A 23,391-nucleotide genomic window follows, 5' to 3' on the forward strand; every position below is an offset into this window, starting at 1 on the left:
CTGCATATACCTCTTGTCTTTAGTCGTATTTATAATATAAATTAAATGTTAAGTATTTTTTAACAGACAGGGGGAGCAGGTGAAAGTTTTAGTCACCGGTGGAATGGGGTATATCGGCAGTCATACCTGCCTGGCGTTGCTGGAGGCAGGACACGAGCCGGTTATTTTCGACAATCTGTCCAACTCCAGTGCGCTTGTATTGGAGCAAATAGCAAAAATCTGTGGTGTCAAACCGGCCTTTATTGAGGGAGATATCAGGGATACAGATAAGCTGTATCAGGTCCTGACTGGCTATCAGTGTGATGCAGTGATCCACTTTGCGGCGCTGAAAGCTGTAGGTGAGTCCACTGAGCACCCCCTGCGCTACTATGACAACAATGTCGCCGGCAGCCTGTCTTTGTTACGGGCAATGGACCGGGCCGCTGTGTGCCGGATTGTGTTCAGCTCTTCAGCGACGGTATACGGGGACCCTGACTATATTCCTATTGATGAGGCACATCCTGTGCGGGCAACCAATCCCTATGGCTGGAGTAAGGTGATGGTTGAGCAGCAACTGTCAGATCTGTGTGGGTCAGACCCACGTTGGCAGGCAACTTCTCTGCGTTATTTTAATCCCATAGGTGCCCATGAGTCTGGTGAGTTGGGGGAAAACCCACTCGGTGTACCCAATAACCTTATGCCGTATATCGCGCAGGTCGCCGTGGGAAGACGGGCAAAACTCGAGATATTCGGTGCGGATTACCCAACGGTCGATGGCACCGGAGTCAGGGATTATATCCATGTGATGGATCTGGCGGCCGGGCATGTCAAAGCTCTGGACAATGATAATCATCAGAGCGGTTTTCTCGCCTGTAATCTGGGCACAGGCACAGGATACTCAGTGCTGCAGATGGTCGCAGCATTTACAGCGGTTTCCGGCGTACAGATCCCCTGTGAAGTAAAATCCCGACGTCCCGGCGATATCTCCTGCTCTTTCGCCGATCCCGGTTTAGCCAGACGTATCCTGAATTGGCAGAGCCAACGTGATCTGACAATTATGGCAGCCGATATATGGCGCTGGCAGACAAATTATCCAGCCGGAATATAGGAGTTGTTATGAGCGTATTTGAATCACCTCATCGCCGTTATAACCCTTTGTTGGACGAATGGGTTCTGGTTTCACCACACAGAAATAATCGTCCCTGGCAAGGTGCGGTGGAAGCTGTGGCCGGGGAAGAACTTCCTGTTTATGAGTCTGACTGCCCCTTGTGTCCGGGGAATGAGCGGGCCAATGGCGAACTCAATGCTGACTATCAGCACACCTTCGTATTTACCAATGATTTCGGTGCGATTAAGCCCGGACCGGTACCGTCCACAGTTGAGTTTAGCCATCCATTAGCGCGGTTTGAGCCGGTTGACGGGGTTTGTCGGGTTGTCTGTTTCTCGCCTGATCACAGTAAGACACTGGCCGATATGGCGATTGATGATATTACCCGGGTTGTCTATACCTGGAGACAGCACTATCTGGAACTTTCCAATCATTATCCCTGTATCCATATTTTTGAGAATAAAGGGGCTGCCATGGGGTGCTCTCAGCCTCATCCTCACGGCCAAATCTGGGCTCATCAACACAGGTCTTCAGAAATTGAGAAGGAAAATGCATGTCAGGCGGCGTATTTCAGTGAGGAAGCGAGCTGTCTGCTGGATGATTATCTGCAGATGGAACTCGCAGATGGCAGCAGAACCGTGGCAGAAAATAACCACTGGATCGTCGTCGTTCCTTACTGGGCAAAATGGCCCTTTGAAACCTTGCTGCTCACCAAGTCAGGATTGACTGATATGGGTCAGCTTGATGAACAACAGGTTGAAGCACTGGCAGCTATATTGTCTGAGTTGACCATTCGTTACGACAATCTGTTTCGCTGTCGCTTTCCCTACTCCATGGGATGGCACAACGCGCCGGGTGATATGGAGGATAAGAGTCACTGGCGGCTGCATGCCCACTTTTATCCGCCATTGCTGCGTTCTGCGACGGTGAAGAAATTTATGGTGGGGTATGAGATGTTGGCAGAGAGCCAACGTGATTTGACGCCGGAAAGAGCAGCCCACCTCCTCAGAGAGGTGAGCGGAGTACATTATTCAAAGGAGGCACAGCGGTGAATGCCCAAAAATTATTACAACAATTCGAGACGTGCTTTACTGCTTCCGCCGAGGGGATAAGCAGTGCGCCGGGGCGGGTCAATCTGATTGGCGAGTTTACCGATTATAACGATGGCTTTGTTTTACCCTGTGCTTTGCAGTTTCGCACCAGTGTCGCCTATCGGCATCGAAGCGACAATTTGATAATGGTTTATTCCACCAATTATCCCGGTGAGAGTGAGGCTTTTGAATTAACCCATGAGCTTACCCAGGGGTTGAGTCATTGGGGGAATTATGTGCGGGCAGTCGCCGCTATCTATATGAAGAATGGCTATAAATTGGGTGGCCTTGATCTGCTGATCAGCTCCAATGTCCCTCAGGGGGCTGGCTTGTCCTCATCAGCCGCTCTTGAAGTGGCTCTGGGTGGCGCGCTGAACCAGGCTTTTGAGCTGGGTCTGTCTGCTGAGCAAATCGCGTTACTTGGCCAGCAGGCTGAAAATGATTTTATGGGGTGTCAGTGCGGCATTATGGATCAACTGGTGTCAGCCAAAGCCCTTAAAAACCAGGCTCTAAAGATAGACTGCCAAAATCTCGCCATTGAAAGTTATCCCATTCCTGATGAGTTGGCGCTGGTGGTAATCAACTCCAACTTCCCCCGCAAGCTGGTGGAAAGTGAATATAACCAGCGTCGTGCCGATTGCATGAATGCGGCAGCCAAGATGGGGGTGGCCAGTTTGCGTGAAGCGAATTTGTCAAAGCTGGAAGCCTGCGGTCATATGATGACCCAGAATGAGTTTAAACGTGCCCGCCATGTTATCAGTGAAAATCAAAGAGTGATTGAGGCAACTGAGGCGTTGCAAAACAATGATTTGAAAAAGCTAAGTGAGCTGATGGCAGCCTCTCACAGCTCCTTGCGGGATGACTTCGAGGTCACTGTGCCCGCGACAGATGGCCTGGTGGAGATTTGTCGCAGAACCTTGGGAGACAACTGCGCGACGCGCATGACAGGTGGAGGGTTCGGTGGGGCGGTTATCTGTATGTGTTCGCAGGAGGATGTGCCCAGATTGGTTGAGGCGATCCCAATGCTTTACCGAAAGCGTTTTGGCCTGAAGGAAACCATCTATATCGCCAGTGCAGGTGAGGGACTGCAAAGTGCCCTTTGTGCTGAAGCTGAAGTCGGCAACATATAGGGAGAGGCAAGTGCAAAGAGTGCTTTTACTGGTTGGGGCTGTCAGTTTGGGATTGGCTGGCTGCGCCCAGCCGGAAAGCCCTTCAGCCTTGGATAAGACCTCCAGGCCCAATGTCATCTACATTCTTGCAGATGATTTGGGAATTGGAGATATAGGCGCCTATGGTCAGCAAAAAATCCGAACCCCCAACATAGACAGGTTGGCTGCTGAGGGAATGCGCTTTTCCCGTCATTACTCCGGCAGTGCAGTGTGTGCGCCATCCAGAGCCAGTCTGATGACCGGCATGGATATGGGGCATGCGGCTGTCAGAGGCAACTATCAGCAAAAAAAGGTCCCGGCAACCCCGGATTTCCAGGGGCAGTACCCTTTACCTCAGGGGAGTTTCACCCTGGCTCATCTGTTTCAGGATGCCGGCTATCAAACCGGGGCATTTGGTAAATGGGGACTGGGGTCACTGCAAAGCAGCGGTAATCCTCAGGCGATGGGATTTGATGAGTTCTACGGCTACCTGGACCAGCGTAACGCCCACAACTATTTCCCTGGATTTTTGTGGCACAACCGCCGCATGGACAGTTTGCAAAATCCCCCTATCAACGTGCACCCAAGACCAGGCAGTGCTGGCGATTACCAGGAATATATGGGGCCAGACTATGCGCCATATCTTATTGTTGCCCGTGCCAAAGAGTTTATTCGCAAGCATAAAGATGAAGCCTTCTTCCTTTACCTGCCCTTTGTTGTGCCCCATGCTGCTTTGCAGATCCCTGATGCCGAGCTTGAAGGCTATGACTTTGATGAAACGCCCCACATGGTCACTGACAGAAGTGACTATACTCCCCATCCAAGACCCAGAGCTGCGCGGGCAGCCATGATTTCCCGGATGGATAGGGATGTGGGAGAGGTCATGGCACTGCTAAAAGAGCTGGAGCTGGACAGTAATACTCTGGTGCTGTTTTCCAGTGACAATGGCGCAGCAACCGCGGGCGGGTCTGATATTGAATTCTTTAACAGCACCAATGGCCTCAGGGGTGAAAAAGCGACCCTTTATGAAGGCGGAATTCGTGCGCCTTTGATAGCCCGTTGGCCCGGGCAGGTTGAGCCGGGTTCACACAGTGGGGTGATTTCCGCTTTCTGGGATATCTTGCCCACCTTTGCTGAGCTATTGGGAAAGACAGTTCCCGCTGATATTCAGGGGAAATCTGTTCTGTCTTCTATGCTGGAGCAGGATCAGAATCAGATCCACGACGCCTTATATTGGGAGTTCCACAGTAAGAATCCCTCGCAGGCTGTCATCATGGGTGACTGGAAGGCAATCCGGCACTTTCACAAAAGTGAAGGGCGAGGTCGTGCACTTTCTGCGGGACCGATTGCATTGTACAACCTGGCGAGAGATCCCTCTGAAACCAATAACCTGGCTTCCCTCCACCCTGAGCTGGTACAGCAGGCTGAGCAGTTGATGGCTCAGAGGCAGGTGTCTCCACGGGATGAGTGGAACTTTAATTAATGCGTGGGTGTTATTAAGAAATAACGTTTTCAGGCGGAGTTAGCAGGTAAGCCGTTACCCGCCCAGCCTCGGGCGGGTAAATCCGACAATCACCCGGAGGAGTGGGCCTACTCAGTAACCGCTGCTGATAATTTCTCCCAGTTTCTGCTGCATAGTCACGACTCTTTCCGGCTCTGTTGCTGCCAGATTTCGTTGCTCACTGATATCAGTCTCGAGGTTGAACACCTGTTGAGTGCCCTGTAATCCGGTTTCAATATCCTTATTGTGCAGCCAGGCGGGGAGGGACTCATTTTGCAGCGGTCTGATGTATTTCCATTTTCCGTGTCTCAGGGAGACGGTGCCCACCGACTCCAGTGCCAGCCAGTCTCTGCCCTTATCTGATTGTCCCAGCCAGGCGTGGGTTTGCACCTCACTGTCCATCGCTTCTGTGTCTGCCAGAGGTAAGCCGATGATATCTGCCATGGTGGCGTAAATATCCAACTGAGATACCAGAGCATCACTCTCTGCAGGCGCTATGGTACCCGGCCAGTAAACTATGGTTGGGACACGGGTTCCCGCTTCATAGGCGCTGTATTTGCCACCCCGTAAAGGTCCGGCGGGTTTGTGTTCGCCAAGGAGTTCCACCGCCATATCCTGATAACCATCATCCAGTACCGGGCCGTTGTCGCTGGTAAATATCAATATGGTGTTGTCAGCGATCCCCAGCTTCTCCAGCTCCTCGACTATCTGTCCCGTCATCCAGTCCAACTGCGCAATGGCATCTCCTCTGGGTCCCATGGTAGACGCATTCTTGAAGCGTGGGTTTGGCATTCTTGGTACATGAATGTCATGCATGGAGTGGAACAGGAAAAATGGCTGGTCTTTGTGTTTCCGCATAAAGTCGACGGCTTTGGCGGTAAAGATATCCGGGAACTCCTCGTCTACCCAATAGGCCGACTCTCCTCCTGTCATGCTGCCGATGCGGCTGACACCATTGACTATGGTATTGCTGTGTTGCGGATCAGCTTTGACTCTGAGTAACTCTGGGTGGGAGTGCCCTGTAGGTCGGTTGCCGATATTTTGCTGGTAGTTAACCTCCAGTGGATCATCCAGCTGCAGATTGACCACATGATGATTTTCCAGATAGACGGTGGGGACTCTGTCACCGGTCGCAGGCAACAGAAAGCTATAGTCAAAACCAATTTCCAGAGGACCGGGTTTGACCGCCTGATTCCAGTTCACCTCACCATAGCCCAGCCCCAGATGCCATTTACCTATCACTGCCGAAGTGTAACCGGCTTTTTTCAATAACTTGGGCAAAGTAGGCTGCTCCGGGCTGATCAGTAAGGGAGCATCCCCGGGAAGAATGGCGGCTTTACTGCGAAAACCGTGCTCACCGGTAAGCAATGAATAACGGGAAGGAGTACAGGTGGCGGCTGAGGCATGAGCATCTGTCAGTTTGAGGCCTTTGGCGGCAATGGCATCAATATTTGGGGTTGCCACTCCTGTGGCACCATAACTGCCAACATCGCCATACCCCAGGTCGTCAGCATAGATGATCACCAGATTGGGCTTAGGTTGTTGGGCGGCAGGCCTAATCTCCATATTCTGCTGCTTTTCGGGGGCTTCCTGACAGGCGCTGAGCGTCAGCACCAGCAGGCCCAGAAGCCAGGGTCGATAATCTTTCATTTGTTCAGTCTCTTATTTGAATTGTCATGGGTTGATAGATCTGGATTGGCGGCGCAGGCCCCGGGTTGTAGTCCGGATTTGGTTGGTCAGCCAGGGGGGCATGAGTATCGGTAAGCCATTGCGTCAGGATTTGGAAAAGCTCAGAGGTAATCACAGGTTTAAGCTGTGCAAGATCATGCTGTTCCTCCGGGTCAACACTCAGGTCAAACAGTAGGTTGGCGCCGGTTTCCTTGTTGTGGATCAGCTTGTACTTTCCTTTGCGGACAGCAGAAGCCGGGGTGTGTTTCCAGTAGCTGTAGTGGGGGAGTCCCCGAAAAGGAGCGTACTGCTGTATATACACAGGAGCATGCCAAAACAGGTTTCTGTCCGGGGCCTGCCTTTGTTGTAACGCCAGGCTCAGCAGGTTATCGGGAGCAGGAAAGCGGTGCAGTAAGCTATTAAAGGCATTGAACAGATCAGACAGTTGTACCGGTGTGGCATTGTCAGTGTCTTTGGGAATGGCGGCTGGCCAGGACAAAACCAAAGGCGTTCGAATTCCTCCTTCATACAGTGTGCTTTTGGCTCCGCGGTAGGGCAGTGATGAGGTTACAGGCTCATAGCCACCATTATCCGAGGCAAACACCACAAGGGTATTGTCCCTTTTACCTGACTGCTGCAAAGCGTTCAGTAACTTGCCTATGTTGGCGTCCAGTCTGGCTATCATGGCAGCGTAGGCGGCATTTTTAATCTCCCCCTTAACCTGTCTGTCCTTATGTTTGGCTATCTCTCCGGGGGACGCTTCTATCGGCGTGTGCACAGCATAATAGGGCAGGTACAGCAGGAAGGGATCTTGCCGGGAGTGGATATAACGGATTGCCTCTCTGGTGATGCGATCGGTCAGATGCTCTCCCTGTATGCCATCGCCTTTCAATCCTTCAAGTTGACGCTTGTTCTTACTGTAGGGATAAAAGTAGCTCGGTGGATGCCCCAGATGGGAGGCTGCGTTGAAGTATTGGAAACCATATTCAGTGGGGGCGGTTTTGCCCAGGTGCCATTTGCCTATTACTGCGGTTTGGTAACCGGCAGATTTAAAGAGATCTGCGATTGTTGTCAGCCCAGGTTCCAGTTCAGTCTTATTGACTGGTGGGATCAGCTTTCTCAGCTGGCTTTTGCCTCTGGCAGAATTGGCAACTGTGAGTATGCCGTGTTCTGCCGGCGTCAGGCCTGTCATCAAACTGGCTCTGCTGGGGGCGCAGTTAGCTGCATTGGTGTAAGCCTGGGTGAAGCTGACCCCTGAGGCTGCCAGACGGTCGATATTGGGCGTAGGGTACTGGGTTGATCCGTTTATGCCTGTGTCCATAATGCCCAGATCGTCAGCCAGGATCAGCAATACATTGGGCCTGACCTTATCCAATACCGGCTGCTTAGTGTGGTTGGATGCAGAGGTAAGACCGGGTATCAAGACCAGCATAGTGATAATCCAGACTCGATTTACTGCTGCCGTTTTATTCCGCATGGAATGCAATCCCCACCTGGGCAGTGGGAGTTCCATGTTGTTTATCAAGTGCTTTTTTATTCTGCTCATCCAGTCGCATTCACTCCATCAAGGTGTGAAACCCCACTTTTTATGTTGTTAAAGTGTAAGCCTTAGGTGCTACACCTGTTGCTTTTTTGATCGTTTTAAAATATTAATACTATAAATCATAAAAAACGAGAAGCGTTATCTGGCACGCAGTTGGTTCATAGACCCGTCAGCATAAGGTTTTACTGCTATAACAAATAAGTAACGATTGGAGGGTTTATGGCGTGGTTTCGTAAAAGCGCGATATCTCTGGCTTGTCTCAGTGCAATGTCAGTTATCTCGGGCCAGAGTGTGGCGGCTGAGGGTGACAACAAAAAGGACAAAAAGCCTGAAATGGAGATTATTGAGGTCCGTGGAATTAAATCCAGCCTCAAAAAGGCATTGAATGACAAGCGTTATTCAGATCAGGTCGCCGATATGATCTCCGCTGAGGATATAGGCAAATTGCCCGATGAGAATGTCGCGGATGCGCTGCAGCGCGTTACCGGGGTAACGATTAACCGGGATTCGGGTGAAGGTTCTACTATCAGTGTGCGCGGGGTAGCTCCCGGGCTTAGCAATGTGACGATTAACGGTCAAAGCCAGGCCAGTGCTGCGGGTGAGGGACGTGAATTCTCCTTCGACGCTATCGCATCTGAGCATGTGTCTGCGCTGCAGGTGATTAAGAGCCCCACCGCAGATATGGAGGAGGGCGGTATTGGTGCGACGGTTAACGTGGTGACCCGACGTGCGCTGGATTTCAAAGATGATAAAACCAAGGTATCTGCCTTTGCGGACTATTCAGAGCTGACAGAGAAGACAGAGCCCAGACTGTCGGCGATGATAAGCCGTCAGAACGAAGATCAGACATTTGGCTTTTTGCTGTCAGCCAACCATTCAGTTCGCACTCTGCAGGAAGATGCTTTGCGCGGCTGGGGCTGGCGTGAATACAGTGTTGAAGAGAAAGATGGTGCTGTGGAAGGTGGTGAAGTCGGTGATGAATACTCTTACCTTAATCGCCTGAGGTATCAAACCGGCACCAAGGAGCGCACCCGCACGGGTGGCACGGTTTCGTTTCAATGGTTGCCCAGTGACGAACTAGAGCTTTACTGGGATGTACTTTACAGCCAACTGAAACAGATCCGTGATGAGACCTACCTTGAGACCCGTTTTCCTGCGGGTAATAAAAAGACTGGGAAGAAAGTGATTCTGGATGGCTCAGACTCGGCAGTGATTAACGAAAACGGAACTCTTGTGGCCGCTCAGATCGATGGCGCACAGCTGTTTAACAGTGCCTGGCACAATGAGGAAACCACTAAAACTGTCACTTCAACCTTGGGTGGTGATTACCTGTTGAGCAACACCTGGGAACTCTCAGCTGAAGTGGGTTACTCCCATATTGAGCGTAACACCGATGACAATATCCGTTCCTTTGCTCAGGGTGATAAAGCCGTGGATCTGGACTATCACCTGGACGGTCGCTTCCCGGTTATCGATTACTACAAAGATGCCAAAGGGGCAATAGGTGCCGACCACGAGCTGCTGAATCCGGGCGATCCTGATTTTTATACTACCAAAGCCCCTAACCTCAGGGTGCAGCTGTTTAATATCGAAGATACCAAAGCCACTGTTAAATTCGATGTGACCGGCACTCTGGATGGCGACCTGTTCAGCGCCATTAAGTTTGGTGCCATGGCCAAACATCAAAACAAGACTCGCATCAAAAATGAGGCGTTTATCAAGAAATTTGAGGGGCATAACTTAAGTGAATTCCCCGGAGAACAAGTGACTGGCCTGTATGAGGGATCTGATGCAGCAGTGTCCAGCTTAAGCTGGCGCCGAACGGATCTGTTTAAGATGCGTGAAACCGCGCTGGCGGACGGGTTTGACCTGACTCCAGAACCTGTGCCTGAGTTTAACTATGACGTGACCGAAGATACTCAGGCGGTATACGTGCGTGCCGATTACGATACCGATGTATTCGGTAATATGCCGCTGCGGGGTAATTTGGGGGTACGTTATGTCAACACTGACGTTGAATCAAAAGGTGCCAGCGAAGAGCTGGATGGCAGCATAGTTGATCGTACGCTGGATAATGACTACTCGGACGTTTTACCGTCATTCAACCTGGCTCTTGGGCTGACGGAGGATTTGCTGTTGCGCGGTGCTGTTGCCAAAGTAATGTCCCGTCCGTCCTTGAGTGATCTGTCCGCTCACAGATCTGTGAATGACAATGGTGATGGTTTAATTGTTATCCGTCAGGGAAATGTGGATCTGGACCCTTATCGTGCCATTGCCTATGACCTGTCGCTGGAGTGGTATTTTGATGAGGCCTCTGTACTGTCTGTAGCGGGTTTCTATAAGGATGTTGATTCATTTATCTTCGATTTGCGTCATGCGACTGTCGATCTGGATGGTAATGATGTGGAGATTATTGAACCGACCAACGGTGCCGGTGCTTCTGTAAAAGGGGCCGAGGTTGCCTTTCAGCATGCATTTGATTACCTGCCGGGACTCCTTAATGGCTTTGGGGTTAACCTGAACTACACCTACCAAACCAGTGATGCCGACTTCAATCGCGAAGGCGTTGATAACAGCTTCGGTATGCCAGGATTGTCACGTGATAGCTACAATGCCGTGGTGTTTTATGAGAAAGACGCGTTCAGCTCACGTCTGGCATACAACTATCGAAGCAAGTATCTGATTGAACCTTCGGGTCGACAGGAAGATGTCGTGTTTGGGGATGACTATGGCCAGCTGGATTTCTCTGCCAGCTATGACATTACCGATCAACTGACGGTCAGCTTTAATGCCATCAATCTCACCGATGCCGAGCAGCGCCAGTATGCTGAGTTTGAAGAACGTCTGTATGAAAACTATATCTATGGCCGCCGCTACCATCTGGGGCTGAGCTATAGTTTCTAATGTCAGGTGAATTGATAAAGGCCCCAGCAGGGGCCTTTTTTATTGTTAAAGCGTCATCTTGTTGGGGAGTCAGGGGTTGTTTCAACAGTTTGCCGCCAAGGATGCAAAGTTAAGTAAATGTTGAAAAATGGGTTGTAATTAATTTGTATTATAAATAGTATCAATTGTAAGCAAACAATTGACAGAGACCAGCTGCACACAGATGTGGCCAAGGCCCGGAGAGAAGGATGCGACTGATACTTTTGATAACCGCTCTGATTATGTTGTCAGGGTGTGATAATCCACAGCAAGGTAAGCCTGCAGAGACGGAAGCAGTAAGGCCCAATATTCTGTGGATCTATGTGGAAGATATGAACGACTGGATGGGAGCCTTCGGCGACGATACCGTGCCCACCCCCAATATCGACAAACTGGCCAGCGAAGGCGTTCGCTTTGATCAGGTGATTATGCCTGCACCTGTATGCTCTGCGGTTCGCTCTGCCATTATCACAGGGGATATGCAGACCACTCTGGGACTGCATAACCACAGAAGTGCCAGGTTTGAGTTCAATCCCATCACCTTGCCTCAGGGGCACAAGACTGTGCCTGAGCTGTTTCGTGAGCAGGGGTATGAAACCTTCAATATCGGCAAAGATGACTATAACTTCCATTACGACAGAACCCGTCTTTACTCCCTTGAACCAGGCCCTGTGGTTGGACATCAGAAACAGCTTGAAGGTGCAGAGTTTGATTGGGCAGCAACATTGGCAGGATCGGGCAAGCCTTTCTTTGGACAGATACAGCTGAGGGGCGGCAAGTACAAGGGCAAGAACTCTCCAGTTGCTGTCTCCCCTGAGTCAGTAGAGCTTCCAGCTTACTATGCAGACCTGCCTTTAACCCGTGAGTATTGGGCTAAACAGTATGAGGCAGTGCATGTGACCGATCTGGATGTTGGCGCAATTCTCGCTGATCTTGCTGACAATGGCTTGCTGGAAAATACCGCTGTGTTTTTCTTTACTGACCATGGCAACGGCAGTCTGCGCCATAAGCAGTTTCTATACGATGGTGGCCTGCATGTTCCTCTGGTCGTCAGTTGGCCTGCGGGGCAGAGCACACTTAGACACAATGGAGCGGTGCGCAGCGAACCTATCCGTGGATTGGATATAGGTGGCGCAAGCCTGGGACTGGCGGGTATCCCTATCCCGGATTATATGACCACGGAAAATTTCTTTGCTGCCGGTTATCAGCCCAGGCCCTGGATCATCTCAGCCAGAGATCGACTGGACTATACCTTTGATCGTATGCGCTCAGTTCGTACGGCGGAGTTTAAATATATTCGTAATTTCAGGGCAGAGCGCCCCTATATGCAACCCCAGTATCGTGACCGCTGGCCCATGACCAGGGAGTACCGTGAGGCTTACGCGGAAGGCCGTTTTACCCCACAGCAGGCACAGTTTATGGCGGCAACCAAACCGGTTGAGGAGCTATATGATCTGAAGCGTGATCCTGATGAACTCAATAACCTGGCATTTGACCCTGAGTATCAGACGAGGATGGCAGAGCTGCGTGAAATATTGGATGGCTGGATGCGGGATACCGATGACCAGGGGCAGTATCCGGAAAGTGATGCAGGCATCCGCGAAGTACTGGAGTTCTATAACAAATGCCAGAGCCCTGAGTGCCTGGACTATCTGAAGCGTCATCAGCAAGTGCAAAACGACTGAGGAAATTACAATGAAAAGAAGAACTTTCATCAAGTCCATCTCAGGAGCGCTGGCGACCGCGTCTGTCAGCCCAGCTGCCAGCGTGCTGGCTGCGGACAAGCGGATATCCATTGCTGACTTCGGCCTGAAACCCAACTCCAGGGATGATGCCGTTCCTGCGTTGAAAAAAGCACTGGCCTATTGCAAACAGCATCCTGGTACGACTCTGGTATTTCCATATGGTCGATACGATTTCTGGAATACCCTGGCCGACAGGGATTTCTATTATATTTCCAATAATGATGACGGTATCAAGCCAGTGGCGTTTCCACTGGTTGGGTTCAGCAATACCACCATAGATGGCCAGGGCTCCCGGTTTGTGTTCCATGGCGGTATGGTGCCTGCAATTGTGCGCCAGTCGAAGGGGATCACGCTTAAGAACTTTTCCATCGACTGGGACGTGCCGTTTCATTGCGAAGGCATTATCGAGGCCGTTAACCAAGATGAAAGTTACGTCGATATTCGCATCAAGGATGGCTTCAGTTACAAGGTTGAAAACAATCGCTTTATTTTTGTTGGTGAGGGATTTGAAAACCCGGTAATCAAAAACCTGTTGGAGTTTGATACTGAGCTGGCTGAACAGGCTTATATGGCCAGAGATAATTTTCAGCGGGAAATCCAGCCAGTGACCACTGAGATCCGTCCCGGTGTGTTGCGACTGCAAACCAAATTTGCTTCCTGGCCAAAAGTCGGCAATACCCTGTTAGTGATGCAGGAGCGTCGGGACTGGCCTGCCATAGCGGTACAGGAAACCAGTAATACCTGGCTTGAGCAGATCAATATTCACCACTCAGGGGCTATGGGAGTCATAGGTCAGCTTGCCGATGGAATCCATCTGGACAGGGTGCAGGTCGTACCTGCCAGGCACAGCGGTCGTATTGTGTCTACCACGGTCGACGCGACCCACTTTGTCAATTGTCGTGGTCATATCGTACTGAAAGATTGCCTGTTTCAGGGGCAGATTGACGACGGAACCAATATTCACGGCATGTATGGCCGGGTGGCGGAGATCCATGACAAACACAGGGTCACCTTTGAGCTGGTGCATTATCAGCAATTGGGTATCGATATCTTCAATCCCGGCAGTCAGGTGAATTTCAGTGACAAGGCGCTACGAATTTTCCACCACAATCAAATAGTGGAGACCCAACGCAATGATGCCAAATACTGGACTGTTACATTCAAGGAGGCATTGCCGGCGTCCCTTGCCATTGATGATGTGATGGACAATATGAGCTGGCAGCCGGAGCAGGTGCTGATTAGCGGCACCCGTTTTGCCAAAAACCGCGCCCGGGGTGCACTGATCTCGGCTAAAGGTAACATCGTCATTGAAAACAACTATTTCCATACACCTGGAATTGCCATCAAGATAGGCTCTGGTGGTGTTAAGTGGTATGAGTCCGGTCCGGTTCAATCTGTGCAGATCAGTAATAACCTGTTTGATAACTGTAACTATGCCAAAGCCTCTTCAGCCATAGATATTGTGCCCGGGCGTAAATCAGATGTTGAGAGCGCTTTCCACCAGAATGTCCGAATTCATGACAATGAGTTCAGGGTGTTTAACGAGAGAGTGCTGACCGCCAGCCGCACCCACGGCGTGCTGTTTGTGAACAATAAGATTCAAAGAACAGAGGCCTACCCCATGGTGGCGACCAAACTGGCTCCTTTGCAGATCGACAGATCCACCCAGTTTGTCTACAGCGACAATGAGTTTGTTGGTTTTGATCGCAACAAGAAGCTGGTATCCGTCAATGAAGTCAGGATACAGCGCAAAACCGGCAAGAACGGTGTTGAGGTGGAAGCCTGATGAAAAGCCTGTTACTGACCTCAATATTTGGCCTGCTGACAATATCCCAGGCTGTTGCTGAGCCAGCCCGGAAGGACAATCTGCTGTTTGTGATGACAGACGAGATGAAGTGGGATGTGATGGGGGTGGCCGGTCATCCTGTGGTGAAAACACCCAATCTGGATCGTCTGGCAGCCGAAGGCACTTACTACCAGACAGCCTATACCGTGGCACCTATTTGCTCGCCATCACGACGCTCATTCTTTACTTCCCGCTATCCACATGTTCATGGGGTAACGGATAACAGTAAGCGGGCGCTGGCCAATGACGGTGAAGTTGATCTGCCCACTTTGCTAAAACACCAGGGCTATGAGACAGCGATTTCCGGGAAGTTACACTTTTACCCAGAGTGGCATGACTGGAGTTTTGATCACTTCTGGTCTCGCAGCAGTGAAGGGCCCAACAAGTTGCAGAATTATCGCCAGTATATGCAGGCTAAATACGGTGCCGATGCCTTCGCCCCCAAGCCGGGGAGTGTACTCTTCCCCGATGACCCTCTGGGCCATGACCTGGGCGAGTACCAGTTTGCAAAAGAGGACTTTGAGACCTTTTGGCTGACTGATAGAGCCCTTGAATTCCTTGATGGCAGAAGCGAAGAGAAGCCCTTTTTCCTGTTCCTGAGCTTTAATGAGCCCCACAGCCCTTACCGGGCCACCCAGCCCTACGCATCCATGTATGACCCGGACAAGCTGGAAGTTCCTGAGTTACCGAAGGGAGTCAGGGCCGAGCGTCAACAGGCGATTGCCAAAGGCATTAAGGGTAAGTCCCGGCACTTGATTGATGATGAGCAGATGATGCGGGAGCTTACCGCTCAGTATTTAGGTCATATCACCAATGTAGATGACAACCTGGGACGGGTTCTGAGCTATCTGGACAGCTCAGGTCTGGCAGATAACACCATAGTGGTGTTCAGTGCTGACCACGGCAATATGCTGGGCGATCATGGTAAGTGGTTCAAAGGGGTGATGTATGAGGGCTCCAGCCGGGTGCCTTTGATTATTCGGGCCGGTAAGAACACCCGCTATGCCAGGGTAGTGAACCAGGGCAAGGTGGTTGAGCAGGTGGTGGAGAGCATAGATGTCATGCCGACTCTGCTGGAGATGATGGCGATAGAACTGCCGTCCGGAATTCAGGGGCAGTCTTTGCTGCCGTTAACCTCCGGCAAGACTGACAGCTGGAAGAACCATGCTTTCTCCCAGCGTACCGATTACATGTTCCGGCAGGATAACTTCAAACTGATTGTGCCCGGCAAACCCGGACGGGGGGAGTTGGAGTTGTACGATCTGAGTGCCGATCCCGGTGAACATAATAACCTGGCCAATAAGCCTGAATACCAGCCAAAAGTGGCGCAGATGCATGCTGCTGTTGTGGCCTGGCAGGCGGATAAACCTGCGCCAATTCAAGTCGCCGGACTGACGGTACCTGACCATCTGTTTAACAGCGAAGCTCTGCGCCAGGCGCACAGTAAATCTATCAAGGCCATGATGGCCAAACACCCAAAGTGCTTCAACAACCTTTGTGAAAAGGCACCCGCGGCAGGAGAAAAACAATGATAAGACTTGCCCCTGTTTCATTCCTTAAACCTGTGGTTGCATTGCTGGCGCTGATGTTACCAGTGGCCTGTGCTCAAACCTCTGATGTACCTGAGGTCGCAGAGAAAAATCAGCCCAATATCCTGCTGCTGTTTGCCGATGATCTTGGCTGGACAGATCTTGGGTACCGCACCGGTCGCTGGGACACGCCCAATATAGATGCATTGAAACAACAGAGTCTGGAGTTCACCCGGGCCTATGTCGCCTCGCCAACCTGCAGCCCAAGCCGGGCATCTGTGATTACGGGTCAGCACCCGGCCAGACTGAAGATGCCCAGGCATATACCTGATGGTAAGCAGGAGTTGGGCTTTGATAAGTTCCACAGGGCGACCACTGAGTTTCACAGGTTGCCGACGGATCCGGCTCAGGAGCCATCACGAAATTATCTGCCACTGGAGCTGACCTCTATCGCCGAGGCGGTAAAGCCTCTGGGCTATTACACAGCTTTTTCCGGCAAATGGCATCTTGGCTCAGAAGAGTACTTTCCTGTTAAACAGGGGTTTGATGAGCAGTTTGGGGTATCCACTGCGGGCCATCCTAAAAGCTATACAGCCCCTTTCTGGGAGCCTTACCGTAATCCCTATCCGGATGCTCCAAAGGGCAAATACCTGACAGAGCGGCTCACTGATGATGTGGTGGCCTTTATCAAAGGTTATGACAAACAGCAGCCTTTTATGCTCACCAACTTTTATTACACAGTGCACACCCCCCATCGTGGGCCTGCTGCCGGGGTGAAAAAATATATGGAGCGTGGGCTGGATAAGCGTTATGCCAACTTTGGCGCCATGGTTGAAGCCCTGGACACGTCTGTCGGACGCATTCTGGCGGCACTTGAGGAGTCAGGACAGGCCGACAACACCATTGTCATCTTCTATTCAGATCAGGGTGGCTACTTTACCAATGCTCCTTTGAGGGGAGGCAAGATTGGTGGTATGGCACTTTATGAAGGCGGAGCCAGAGTCCCTATGTTGGTGCGCTGGCCTGGTGTGACCAAGGCGGGTGCTGTCTCTGAGCAACTGGTTTTGTCCACGGATATTCTGCCTACGTTTGTGGATATCGGCGGCGGCGAACCCGGTGATTTTGACAACCTTGATGGCCAGAGCATGGTTCCTCTGATTAAAGGGCAGAGCTCAGACCGGCAGGAGGTGATTCTGTACCGCAACTACGAAGATGCCTACGCTGCGGTCATAGGTGAACGCTGGAAGTTAATCGCTTTTGTATCCGGCAAGGCAGAGTTGTATGACCTGCAAAATGATCCGTCTGAGTCCACTGATGTTGCCGCAAAACACCCCGGGCGGGTAACCGCCATGAAGCAGACCTTGCTGGAGTGGCAAAAACAGGTGGGTGTCGCGCCTGAATTAAAACGACCCGATCTGCTCTGAGTTGTTTCTCCTGTCTGGCATTGGTATGGCTGCCGGACAGGGGAGTATTACTCTCTGCGCTGTTGAGAGAGTGAGCCATACCAATTGATGTTCCTTGTGTATTGTTGATCCAACCTTGTGATTCCCGAAGTTCAGTCCGGCTCCGATTGAACTTCGGTTTTTTTTGCCTGCCCATCCTACTTTCTCAGACCAGGATATTCCCCTTTAAACCTCTAAACCTCTAAACCTCTGAGTGGATTTCTGTCACAGCCTCAGATGGTCGACGGAGACTCAAGTCCAAACCTGAATTCCCATACTCAGCGGCCACCCATACTGAGCGACCATAAGGGGCACCCGGGCCTTGGCAGATTTCCCGGTCTTTAGCTATTGCCGGCAGTCACTGCTGCTCCTGTTGCCTTAGCTTTTGATAAAGCTTGATATTGCCGCTCTTACGGGCGAGTGATTGGCCCAGTTGAATAAGCGCTGCTGAAGCCGGATACCTATCCAGATACTCCTGCAGGTAGCCGACCGCGTCACCCACTTTGCCGTTATGGTCCAGCGCCATCAGATAGACATACAGGTATTGGCTGTTAACCGGGGTAAGCCGGTAAGCCTGCTGCAAATGAGTCTCGGCCTTGATGTACTCCTTTTGCCTGATCAGGTGCAGACCATAGCCATAGTGAAGATCTGCTGAGTCTGGGTTGTGTTGCAGCCCCCCGGAAAAGGTTGCTGCAGCTTTGTCGTCCTGCCGGGTTGCCCGATAAATATCAGCCAGATTGATATAAGCCGGGGGGAAGTATGGGTCTGTGCTGATGCTGCTTCGCAACTCAGGAATGGCTTGTTGCCAGCGACCATTGGCCAGCAGCTGCAGCGCCTGATTCAACCTGCCTTCACCCCGCCAACTGCTGATCTGGTTTACCCTAGAAAGCTCTGCTCCCCCGCTGGTGTTGATATCCATGCCCAGGGATCTGGCTGCAGCGATACGTACCGCTTTTACCTTGTCTGCCAGCAATGGGGTGAGCAGTTTATCCCTTTGCTGCTGGCTTAACAGATAGCCAAGGTTTGCGGCAGCGGTTCTCAGCAGGGGTTCAGGATGAGCCAGATAACCGCCCAGCCATTCCGGTGGCAGGCTTTCATGGGTTAAAGGCAGCAACTCAAGCGCGCTTGCTCTTGATAACAGGGGAAGCCTAGTGTCGTCGATAATCTCTCTGTGGGAGTTGGCAGCCAATGGCAACCCTGCCCTGAGCTGGTGCAGCCTCTCTTCACTGGCGGAGAGTGGCATCTCCCGGCCATAGAGTTTGACCACTGCCTCAGTAGCCCAATCCTCATCTTTATCTTTGTGGCATCCGCTGCAGGCGTCCGGCGCGCCGATATTGGCTGAATGGGAAGGACGGGGAACAGAGAAGCTGTGATCCCGCCTGTCATCGACTCCCATATAACGGGTTTGCGGCATGTGGCAGTCGACGCACTGGCCACCGGGTGTGTTGGGTTGGTGCTGCAGGTGAGTCTGGAGATTATAGTGCTCCGGGCTGTGGCATTGCAGACACAGGCCATTTCCTTCGGCCTTGAGCTTCATGGTGTGGCTGTCATGGCAATCCAGGCAATTGACCCCGGCCCGGGCCATTTTGCTCTGCATAAAGGAGCCGTAAACATACACCTCCTCCTTTATTTGACCATCTGCATGGTACATGGGGGCATTGATTAGTTGGGGGGAAAACTGATCGAGGAAGTGTTTGCCTGGCTGGAACCCATCGGTCAGTGGGGTTCGCAGTGAGTGGCAGGCGAAGCAGCTATCCATAAAGCTGTTATCCCTTTTCTCACCCTGCCAGGATGCAATCTTTTGTCCGGGCAGCCTTCGCCATATTCCTGAGTTTTTTAAGCTCATTGGGTTTGGAGAGATATTCTCCGCCACTATAGCGTCAGGGGAGGTTTTGCCGTGGGCGGGCATCTGACCATGACAGGAGATACACCCCACATTGATATTGTCCCACTGGGTCCTGAAGCTATCCTGATTGACGTCATATTGCCTGACGAGGCCATCAGAGTGACAGTCTGCACACATACCATTCCAGTTTTGCAGCGGCTGTCGCCAATGGAGTCTGTCGTCAGGAGAGATCTCCTCTGAATAGTTGTGGTACCAGCTCTGTCCGCCTTCCTCTGTGGGGCGACTGTCCCAGGCAAAGGGCAGTACCTGAAGCTTTCCCTTGCCGGTCTCAACCAGATATTGCTGCAGGGGATAGTAGCCAAAACTGTAGAGCACTTCCAAGGTCTCAGACTTATCTCCATAGCTGACCTCTGCCATGAGCTTATTGCCATCACTGAAGAAGCGGGCTCGTTGGCCATAGTGAGTCGCTGTGACACCTGAAAAATCACCCAACACACTGCTTTTGGTTGCGGTCGCCATGGCATTGGCATGATCCGATTTTTGCCATAGTCCGGCTTGGACCTGATGACAATTGATACAGGTTTGATTTGAGTGGGCGACAGGCTTTTCAGTGGGAGTCAGCGGCTGAGCCCGGCACAGAACCGGGATAAAGAGGATCAGAACAAGCAGCCTGAATATCGACGCCATGGCTCAACTCCGTTTGGCACCGCCCACGGGAAGCGCGATGCTGCAAATATGTTATTGTTTGGTAATTATCATATATATTTTAGCTATGCAGCACCATATGGCGAATCCGTCTTTATTGTTGACGACTGCTGGTGGAGGGATGTTGCTCAGATCGCTTTGTAGCCTTGAAATCCAGCTCAATTGTCTGGTTGTAAAGTCTTTTGACTGGTGGCTCGAATAGTAGAAGCATGGATTTAATGGCTTGTGATGATAATGTAAATGATGGTAAATTTTCTCAATTAAATAATATAAATGATATTTAATCCCTGTGTAGAGGATATTCAAGCTGAATGTCTACTGTCACCTGAACCAAGATAATGAGAGAGGAACCATGAGAATAACAGGTACTCTGCACTGGATAATGTTCGGCCTGTTGGTCAATACCGCTGCTGCAGCTCAGCCCCCCAAAACAGACGATAACAAACCCAATGTTTTGGTGGTGATGGCGGATGATATGGGGTTTGGTCATGTGGCCATGAATCTGGATCTGGCGCGTGAGGCCAGTTACAACCCACAAAACCTGAAACGTGACAGTGCCCGATATGCGCCTGAGCAGGCCAGAGCATTTGCGCAAAAAGCCACTCCCACTTTGAGTAAGTTGGCGGCCGAGGGGGTGCGTTTTACCAATGCCTATGTACCCAGCCCTCTTTGTGGTCCAAGCCGGGCAGCACTGATGACAGGACGCTATCCTGCCCGTTTTGGTATCTATAACAATGCCGATGTGAAGGCTGCTGGTTTACCTGTGTCAGAAACCGTGCTGGCAAAAGAGTTTCGCAATGCAGGGTACAGGACGGCGGCAATAGGCAAATGGCACTTGAGTAAGGGGGAGGGCAAGGCGAAAAAGCAGTTGGCTCAACATCCACTGGACCGCGGCTTTGACTACTTCTTTGGTTTTGACCGCTCTGGTACGCCCTATTATGGATCTGAGATTCTGGAGCAAAACCGGACTCCTGCCAAAGCTCAGGGTTATCTGACCGATCAACTCACAGACAAGGCTATCAGTTTCATTAACCAGAGCGATGATGACCCCTTCTTTTTGTATCTTGCCTACAATGCAGTCCATGGCCCTTTAAGAGAGCCCGCACCAGAGCCGTATCAGAAGCAGTTTCAAAGTGGTGACAAGTACCTGGATATCTTTTATGCCTATCTGTATGCACTTGATCAGGGCGTGGCCCGGGTGATGCAGACCCTTGAGGACAAGGGGCAGCTGGATAACACCATCATTATGTTCCTCAGTGACAATGGTGCCCCAGGTGGTAAGCCTTTCCCATTGCCCGCCAATGCGCCTTTTACCGGTTATAAAGGCCAGGTATGGCAGGGAGGAACACGGGTGCCGGTTGTGATTTGGGGGCCAGACTCTCTGATAAAGGGAGGTCGGGTTGAAGAGGCGGTTATCTCTTCCATGGATCTCCTGCCCACCGGACTGGCCGCAACGGGCAGCCCACTTCCTGATAATCTGGATGGACAAAATCTGCTGCCGGGGCTGCAGGCGGGTAAAGTTGAGGGGCGAAACCTTTATTGGGCCAGTCAGGTATCCCATCACTGGGGATTCATCCGGGATAAGAAGGGCAAGAAGATTGATGATAAAGCCACTGCAGAACCTGCCTGGGCTGTGCGCAGTGATAACTGGATGCTGAGGTACTGGGCTGACAGTGACAAGCTCGAGTTGTTTGATATGAGTACTGACCACGCCGAGCTCAAGGACCTGGCCGCCAAACATCCGCAAGTGGTGCAGTCACTGTCCCGGGACTATGCTGCCTGGTTCAATACCTTGGCTAAACCTGCAGGATGGGATCAGCAGTATTGGCGAAAGCTGGCGGTAGAGGAGTAGGGGGAAGGGATGAATTGTGTACGCGTATGCCTGCTAGGGTTCCTGTTACTGCTCATGCCACTGTTGATGTCCGTGTCGGCAGATGAGCAGCGCCCGCCCAATATTCTGTTTCTGCTGGTGGATGACCTGGGGTGGATGGACCTTGGCGTTTATGGCAGTCAGTATTATGAGACGCCGAATATAGATGCATTGGCACAGCAAAGTCGTTTCTATACCCAGGCATATGCGTCGTCACCTGTGTGCTCGCCAACCCGGGCAGCTTTGATGACGGGCAAGCACCCCAGCAAACTCAAAATCACTACCCACTTTCCCGGACACAAGACAGAGAGCCCCAGACTGCAGGAGCCCTGGAAAACGGATCACCTTGCGCTTGGGGAGTTTACCCTGGCTGAATCCCTGAAGGAGCAGGGGTATCACACCTTTTTTGCCGGTAAGTGGCACCTTGGGGGTGAGGGGAAACTGCCTACGGACCAGGGGTTCGATATCAATATAGGTGGCTTTAACAAGGGCTCTCCCAGAGGGGGATATTATGACCCCTATAAAAATCCCAATTTGCCCAACCGTAAACCCGGTCAGCATTTAACTGAACGTCTGACAGAGGAGACGCTAGCCTTCCTTGAAGCGCCCAGAGAAACGCCTTTCTTTGCCATGCTCTCCTACTATGCGGTGCACACGCCGTTGGAGCCCGGACCACAGCGATATCAGGACTTTCTCGATAAGTCCGGCAAAGTGGGTAATGGTAAAGCCTATTTGCTGGATGAACTTAATCAAAGCCGCACTCAGATGAATCAGGTGGATGCCAAATATGCTTCCATGATATGGGCGGTTGACCGCTCTGTGGGGCGGCTACTGAATAAGCTGAATGAGCTGGGCCTGGCCGATAACACTGTGATTGTACTGACATCAGACAATGGTGGTTTTTCCACCCGCAAGCAAGGAGACTCGAGAGTTACAGCTACCGCAAATTTGCCGTTGCGACTGGGTAAAGGCTGGGTTTATGAGGGCGGTATTCGTATCCCTTTAATGATAAGAATGCCTGCTCAAGCTAAACAGCAGGTATTTGATACTGTCACTTCATCAACGGATCTGTATCCAACCCTGGCTTCGCTTGCCGGCGCACGGATACCAGAGGGCGTAGACGGCACCAATCTGTTTACTCTGGATAAAGATGCCGGGCAGGCGCAACAAAGAACTCTGGTTTGGCATCATCCCCACTACCATGGCAGTGGCAACACTCCCAGCGCCGCGATTCGACGTGGTGACTGGAAGCTGCTGGAGTTTTATGAAGACGGTAGGTTGGAGCTGTATAACCTGGCCCGGGATATTGCTGAGCAAAATAACCAGGCATCTTCCAACCCTGAGGTGCGCGACAGCCTGCGACAAAGCTTGTGCAACTGGTACCGGAACAATGAAATTGAGCCAGTGAAACCTTTGTCTGAATAGGCTTTGTGTAACACAGCCTGCCT

At 51.5% G+C, this 23,391-nt stretch carries 14 protein-coding genes; 11 read left to right on the forward strand and 3 right to left on the reverse strand.

Features of this window, described 5'->3' with window-relative positions; all coding sequences use genetic code 11:
- Positions 1–79: 79 nt before the first annotated feature.
- The 4 genes from galE to ACFOE0_RS04205 are packed head-to-tail and all read left to right on the forward strand — an operon-like array spanning position 80 to position 4,809.
- Complete coding sequence (gene galE, locus ACFOE0_RS04190) at positions 80–1,087, forward strand: UDP-glucose 4-epimerase GalE (protein ID WP_248935322.1); 1,008 nt, start codon at positions 80–82, stop codon at positions 1,085–1,087.
- A gap of 8 nt (positions 1,088–1,095) precedes the next feature.
- On the forward strand, positions 1,096–2,139 hold the full coding sequence (locus tag ACFOE0_RS04195) for a UDP-glucose--hexose-1-phosphate uridylyltransferase (protein ID WP_248935321.1): 1,044 nt from the start codon (positions 1,096–1,098) through the stop codon (positions 2,137–2,139).
- Positions 2,136–3,308, forward strand: a complete 1,173-nt coding sequence (gene galK, locus ACFOE0_RS04200; protein WP_248935320.1) for a galactokinase — start codon at positions 2,136–2,138, stop codon at positions 3,306–3,308. Before ACFOE0_RS04195 ends, galK begins: the two co-directional genes overlap by 4 nt.
- A 10-nt stretch (positions 3,309–3,318) precedes the next feature.
- The gene (locus tag ACFOE0_RS04205) at positions 3,319–4,809 is read left to right on the forward strand and encodes an arylsulfatase (RefSeq protein WP_248935319.1); all 1,491 of its coding nucleotides are present in this window, start codon (positions 3,319–3,321) and stop codon (positions 4,807–4,809) included.
- A 111-nt stretch (positions 4,810–4,920) separates the two neighbouring features.
- On the opposite strand, the gene ACFOE0_RS04210 is transcribed toward ACFOE0_RS04205, so the two are convergent.
- Both ACFOE0_RS04210 and ACFOE0_RS04215 read right to left on the reverse strand, forming a co-directional pair.
- Positions 4,921–6,477 carry a sulfatase family protein gene (locus tag ACFOE0_RS04210; protein WP_248935318.1) on the reverse strand — a complete coding sequence of 519 codons (1,557 nt, stop codon included), beginning with the start codon at positions 6,475–6,477 and terminating at the stop codon, positions 4,921–4,923.
- Positions 6,478–6,481: 4 nt separating this feature from the next.
- On the reverse strand, positions 6,482–7,927 hold the full coding sequence (locus ACFOE0_RS04215; protein WP_248935317.1) for a sulfatase: 1,446 nt from the start codon (positions 7,925–7,927) through the stop codon (positions 6,482–6,484).
- A gap of 330 nt (positions 7,928–8,257) precedes the next feature.
- On the opposite strand from ACFOE0_RS04215, the gene ACFOE0_RS04220 reads away from it, so the two are divergent.
- From ACFOE0_RS04220 to ACFOE0_RS04240, 5 genes are all read left to right on the forward strand, one after another.
- Positions 8,258–10,942, forward strand: a complete 2,685-nt coding sequence (locus ACFOE0_RS04220; RefSeq protein ID WP_248935316.1) for a TonB-dependent receptor — start codon at positions 8,258–8,260, stop codon at positions 10,940–10,942.
- Positions 10,943–11,169: 227 nt separating this feature from the next.
- Positions 11,170–12,645 (forward strand): sulfatase family protein, encoded by a 1,476-nt coding sequence (locus tag ACFOE0_RS04225; RefSeq protein ID WP_248935315.1) that lies wholly within the window; start codon positions 11,170–11,172, stop codon positions 12,643–12,645.
- A 10-nt stretch (positions 12,646–12,655) separates the two neighbouring features.
- A complete protein-coding gene (locus ACFOE0_RS04230; protein ID WP_248935314.1) occupies positions 12,656–14,491 on the forward strand; it encodes an alpha-1,3-galactosidase-related protein in 1,836 nt (611 codons plus the stop codon).
- On the forward strand, positions 14,491–16,083 hold the full coding sequence (locus ACFOE0_RS04235) for a sulfatase family protein (protein ID WP_248935313.1): 1,593 nt from the start codon (positions 14,491–14,493) through the stop codon (positions 16,081–16,083). Before ACFOE0_RS04230 ends, ACFOE0_RS04235 begins: the two co-directional genes overlap by 1 nt.
- On the forward strand, positions 16,080–17,504 hold the full coding sequence (locus tag ACFOE0_RS04240) for a sulfatase (protein WP_248935312.1): 1,425 nt from the start codon (positions 16,080–16,082) through the stop codon (positions 17,502–17,504). The genes ACFOE0_RS04235 and ACFOE0_RS04240 overlap by 4 nt, the downstream gene beginning before the upstream one ends.
- Before the next feature lie 376 nt (positions 17,505–17,880).
- Here ACFOE0_RS04240 and ACFOE0_RS04245 read toward each other — a convergent pair whose 3' ends face one another.
- Positions 17,881–20,055 (reverse strand): tetratricopeptide repeat protein, encoded by a 2,175-nt coding sequence (locus tag ACFOE0_RS04245; protein WP_248935311.1) that lies wholly within the window; start codon positions 20,053–20,055, stop codon positions 17,881–17,883.
- Between the two features lie 370 nt (positions 20,056–20,425).
- Here ACFOE0_RS04245 and ACFOE0_RS04250 point away from each other — a divergent pair, with 370 nt between their 5' ends.
- Both ACFOE0_RS04250 and ACFOE0_RS04255 read left to right on the forward strand, forming a co-directional pair.
- A complete protein-coding gene (locus ACFOE0_RS04250; protein ID WP_248935310.1) occupies positions 20,426–21,925 on the forward strand; it encodes a sulfatase family protein in 1,500 nt (499 codons plus the stop codon).
- A gap of 9 nt (positions 21,926–21,934) precedes the next feature.
- Positions 21,935–23,368, forward strand: coding sequence for a sulfatase (locus ACFOE0_RS04255; RefSeq protein WP_248935309.1), 1,434 nt, complete (start codon positions 21,935–21,937; stop codon positions 23,366–23,368).
- Positions 23,369–23,391 lie beyond the last annotated feature (23 nt).

The organism is Shewanella submarina, from assembly GCF_042646185.1.
GTDB classification, from domain to species: Bacteria; Pseudomonadota; Gammaproteobacteria; order Enterobacterales; family Shewanellaceae; genus Shewanella; species Shewanella corallii.